Raw genomic sequence first — 4,189 nt, 5'->3', positions numbered from 1 at the left:
GAGGATCACGATGCACACGCAGTCTATCGCGACGTTCGCCGTCGCCACCCGACCCACTCGGCTGAACTTTGCCGGTGTCTGCATCTACTGCGGCACCCGTGAGTGCGAGTCGGCTCGCTGTGTCACCGCCCACGATCGTTCGGTCTGGCAGGTCTGCCCGGACTGCCAGGGCGAGGGCTTCCGCCTCGGTTCCGAGGACGACCCCTGCTACTGCGCGTTCGGCCTGATCGAAATCGCGCTGCCGGTCCCGTTCGTCCTGGACGCCATTGCTCCCGCCGCGCCGCTGTCGCCGGTTGCGCCCGTGTCCGGTGCGCCGATCTCGGTGCCGCCGGTGTTCCTGTCGGTGCCGCTGCCGCGCTGCCTCGGGTGCGGACACCGGACCGCCAGCCTGCACGAGGACTGCGTCCCGGACATCAACCCGGGTTCGTGGGTGCCGTGCGGCTGCTGCCAGGGGATGCGCATCGACGCCGACGGGTTCGAGTGCCAGCAGTGCTGCGGCGCTGGGTTCATCCCGATGACCGGACGCGACACCCTGGCCGAGCGCGCGGGCGAGGAGGTGCCCTGGTGACGGTCCCGCCGTCCCGGACGGTCCCGGTCAGCGGACGCCCCGCTGACCCGGGTCTGTCCGGTCCTGATGCCGCTTCCGTGTCCGGGTCCGTGTCCGCTTCTGCCGCCGTCGAAACGGTGATCTCGCCGGTCGCGTCTTCCCTGTTCCGGGTGGACGTAGAAGCGGGGTCGAAGATCGCGGAACCCGGGTCTGGCGGCGCGCTTGTCCGGGACGATCACGACGGGCTGTCCGACCCCGTCCCGGACGCGCCGGGACCGTCCCCGGACCCGGTCCGGCCCCGTCCGGGGTCGCGAGCTGACCGCATGTCCATGCCGGTCGCGCGGGATGTCCTGGCGGCGCTGGCCGAGGAACACGGCGTGTGTGTCCGCCCGGTCGCGCTGCGCCGCACCGACCTGGACACCGGCCTGACCGAGGTCATCGACGTGCCATGCGGGGCGCGCTTGGCGTCCAAGTGCAAGCCCTGTGCCGAGAAGGCGCGCAAGCTGCGCCGCCAGCAGATCCGCGAGGGCTGGCACCTGACTGACGAACCCACCGTCACGGTCGAGGCCCCGGCCGATGACGTGGTGGCACTGGTGACCACCCGCGCGCATCTGGAGTTCGACCGCGCCGCCCTGGCCTACGAGCCCATGTCCCAGGTTGAGCGGGCTTCGCAGCTGCGCGACATCGACGACGCCGTGACCGAGCTGGACGAGCAACTGTCCACCTGCCGCGTGCGCGGCGCGCTCGTGCCGCAGGCCGACGCCAAGCCCAAGCGGGTGCGCTCCACCCGCCGGCGGACCGACGCCGTCGATCTCCCGAAACTCCCGGTTGATGCCCGGACGGTCGGGCGGGTCTACCGCGGCAAGGACGGCAAGGCCCACCGCCCCTCCACTCTGCTCACCCTCACCCTCGGCTCGCACGGCCCGGTCCACTCGGCGCTGCGCCGGGGCAAGTGGGTCCAGACGTGCGAGTGCGGCGTCATGCACGCCGAGTACGACCCGCTGATCGGCACCCCGGTCGATCCGGAGACCTACGACTACCGCCGCGCGGCGCTGGACTCCATCCACTTCGCGCGGGTCCTGGACCGGTTCTGGCAGAACCTGCGCCGCGCCGCCGGGTGGAACGTCCAGTACGCCGGGGCCGTCGAGCTACAGCGCCGTCTGGCCCCGCATGCTCACTTCGCCGTACGCGGCACCGTCCCGCGTGCGCTGATGCGCCAGGTCGCCGCCGCGACCTACCACCAGGTGTGGTGGCCGCAGTTCGACCGCCCGGTGTACGACGTCAACGGCAAGGTGCCGGTCTGGAACGCGGACGCCGAGGCGTACTGCGACCCCCGTACCGGCACGCCGCTAACCCCGTGGGCGGACGCCCTGGACGCCCTGGACGCCGACGATGCCAGCCCCGCCGACGTGGTGCGCCTCGGGCGAGTGGACGCGCGGGGGATCGAGCAGGGCACCAAGGACGCCGAGCGCGCCATCCGGTACGTCACCAAGTACCTGACCAAGGACCTGGTAGACGACACCGCCGTCCGTACCGACCCGCAACAGGCCCACTTCGACCGCCTCCACGCTGAGCTGTCCGTCCTGCCCTGCTCCCCGACGTGCGCAAACTGGCTGCTGTACGGGGTGCAGCCTGACCAGGCCAAGCCTGGCCTGACCCCGGGCCGCTGTTCCGGCAAGGTGCACCAGCGGACCACGCTCGGCTTCACCGGACGGCGCGTGCTCGTCTCCCGGCAGTGGTCCGGCAAGACCCTGGCCGACCACCGCGCCGACAACCGCGCATGGGTCCGCACCGTGCTGTCCGGCGCGCTCGCCGAGGGCGAGGAACCAGCCGACGACCCGCACCGCTACCACTTCGAGATGGCCCGCCCCGACGACCCCGACGTGGACAGCCTGGCCGTCCGGCTCATGCGCGCGGTCTCCGAACGCCGCCGCTGGCACAGCGAACTCCGCGAAGCACTCGACCCCGCCCCGCCACCCACCGCCCTCGCCCTGGCCGCCTGACCGGAGGAACGCACCGTGAACCGCAACGACCGCGCCACCCTGCCCCTACTCCTTGAAGTCACCGCCGCCGCCAAGCTGCTGGGCATCTCCCGATCCGCCGCCTACCGCGCCGCCAACAGCGGCGAACTGCCCTCGCGCCGCCTCGGCGGCCGGGTCTACCTCGTAACGGCCTCCGTCCTCGATCTGGTGGAGGGGGTGCGCAGTTGACCAGGCCCGCGATCAGCCGCGCAAGCGCTGTCACGGCGGACCGGCTCCTCACGGTGGAGGAGGTCGCCGTCCTGCTCAACACCGGTGTGCGATTCGTCAGACGGTTGACCGCTGAGCGTCGCATCACCTTCGTCAAGCTCGGCGACCGCCACGTGCGGATTCCCGAGAGCGCAGTACGCGCCTTCATCTCCGCCGGCACCGTCAACCCGGTGTCCGTGGCCTGGTCAAACGGAAGGGTGGTGGCCTGATGGCCAAGCGCCGTCAATTCGGGAAGGTTCGGCAACTGCCCTCGGGGCGGTTCCAGGCGTCATTCATCGACCCGTCCGGCCAGCGGCAGAACGCCCCGGACACGTTCACCCGCAAAGCCGATGCGTCACGCTGGCTCGCGCTGGTCGAGGCCGACCTGTCACGCGGAACCTGGCTGGACGACCGGGCGGGGTCGATCACGCTGGGGGAGTACGCACGTGCGGTGCTGCGCGACAGTCAGCGGATCGGCCCGCGCTGGCGTGAGACCTGCGAGCGCAACATGCGCCTTCACCTGGTCCCGCTGCTGGACATGCCCCTCCGGGCTGTTTCGGCAATGCGGGTTCGGGAGTGGCACGCGGCGGCTCTCCGGGGCAAGGGCGGCAAGACGTCGATCTCGCAGACCTACCGTTTCCTGCGCATGGTCATGAACACGGCGGTGCGTGAGAACGTCATCGCGCGTAACCCCTGCCAGATCCCGGGTGCTGGCGTGGTGAAGGCGGCAGAGCGGCCGGTCGCTACCCCCGCGCAGATCCTCGCCCTGGTCGACGCGATCACCCCCCGGTACCGCACTGCCGTCCTGATCGCCGCGTGGTGCGGTCTGCGTCGTGGGGAGATCGCCGGTCTGCTCACCGAGGATGTTGACCTCACCGCGCACACGATCACCGTGCGCAAGAACCGGATTGAGCTGCTGGCCACGCGGAAGGCGTTCGACGCTGACCCCAAGACGGCGGCGGGCAAGCGCACGGTGTCCATCCCGCCGCACGTGATGCCGATCGTCCGGCTGCACTTGGAGGAACACGCTGGCAAGGAGCGCCTGTTCATCAGCCGCGATGGGTCGCCGCTGCGGGGCAACACGCTCTACCAGGCGTTCGTACGTGCACGCCGCGCCGCTGGTCTGGATGAGTTCACGATCCACGACATGCGCCACACCGGGCAGACCCTCGCAGCCCAGGCCGGGGCGACCATGGCCGATCTGATGAAGCGGCTAGGGCACGCGAGCATGGCGGCGGCCAAGCGTTACCTGCACGCGGTTGACGGGCGTGATGCCGAGATCGCCAAGGCGCTGTCGGACCTGGCATCGCACGGCGACGCGGCCCGCCTCCCGAAGCGGATCGTGGTTGGGGCATAGGGCACGGGGCGGGGCACGCGGTCGTCCTCGCAGTCACTGAGCTGCGGAAACGTCCAC

The 4,189-nt window shown here is 70.9% G+C and carries 5 protein-coding genes; all 5 read left to right on the top strand.

Translation table 11 applies throughout. The features are described from left to right. The coding region (locus Cco03nite_RS41680) for a hypothetical protein (RefSeq protein ID WP_203699579.1) at positions 1-568 on the top strand (568 nt) is incomplete at its 5' end. A gap of 302 nt (positions 569-870) precedes the next feature. Continuing rightward, positions 871-2,550 (top strand): replication initiator, encoded by a 1,680-nt coding sequence (locus Cco03nite_RS41675; protein ID WP_239168089.1) that lies wholly within the window; start codon positions 871-873, stop codon positions 2,548-2,550. 15 nt (positions 2,551-2,565) lie between these two features. Beyond that, positions 2,566-2,757 carry a helix-turn-helix domain-containing protein gene (locus Cco03nite_RS41670; RefSeq protein ID WP_203699578.1) on the top strand — a complete coding sequence of 64 codons (192 nt, stop codon included), beginning with the start codon at positions 2,566-2,568 and terminating at the stop codon, positions 2,755-2,757. Continuing rightward, positions 2,754-3,005: an excisionase family DNA-binding protein gene (locus Cco03nite_RS41665; RefSeq protein ID WP_239168088.1), complete on the top strand. Its 252-nt coding sequence runs from the start codon at positions 2,754-2,756 to the stop codon at positions 3,003-3,005. Before Cco03nite_RS41670 ends, Cco03nite_RS41665 begins: the two co-directional genes overlap by 4 nt. After that, complete coding sequence (locus Cco03nite_RS41660) at positions 3,005-4,132, top strand: tyrosine-type recombinase/integrase (RefSeq protein ID WP_203699577.1); 1,128 nt, start codon at positions 3,005-3,007, stop codon at positions 4,130-4,132. The genes Cco03nite_RS41665 and Cco03nite_RS41660 overlap by 1 nt, the downstream gene beginning before the upstream one ends. Positions 4,133-4,189 lie beyond the last annotated feature (57 nt).

The sequence above is a fragment of the Catellatospora coxensis genome (genome assembly GCF_016862635.1).
Taxonomy (GTDB): domain Bacteria; phylum Actinomycetota; class Actinomycetes; order Mycobacteriales; family Micromonosporaceae; genus Catellatospora; species Catellatospora coxensis.
Note: the sequence above shows the minus strand (reverse complement) of the source record. Positions and strands in the feature narration are given on the sequence as shown.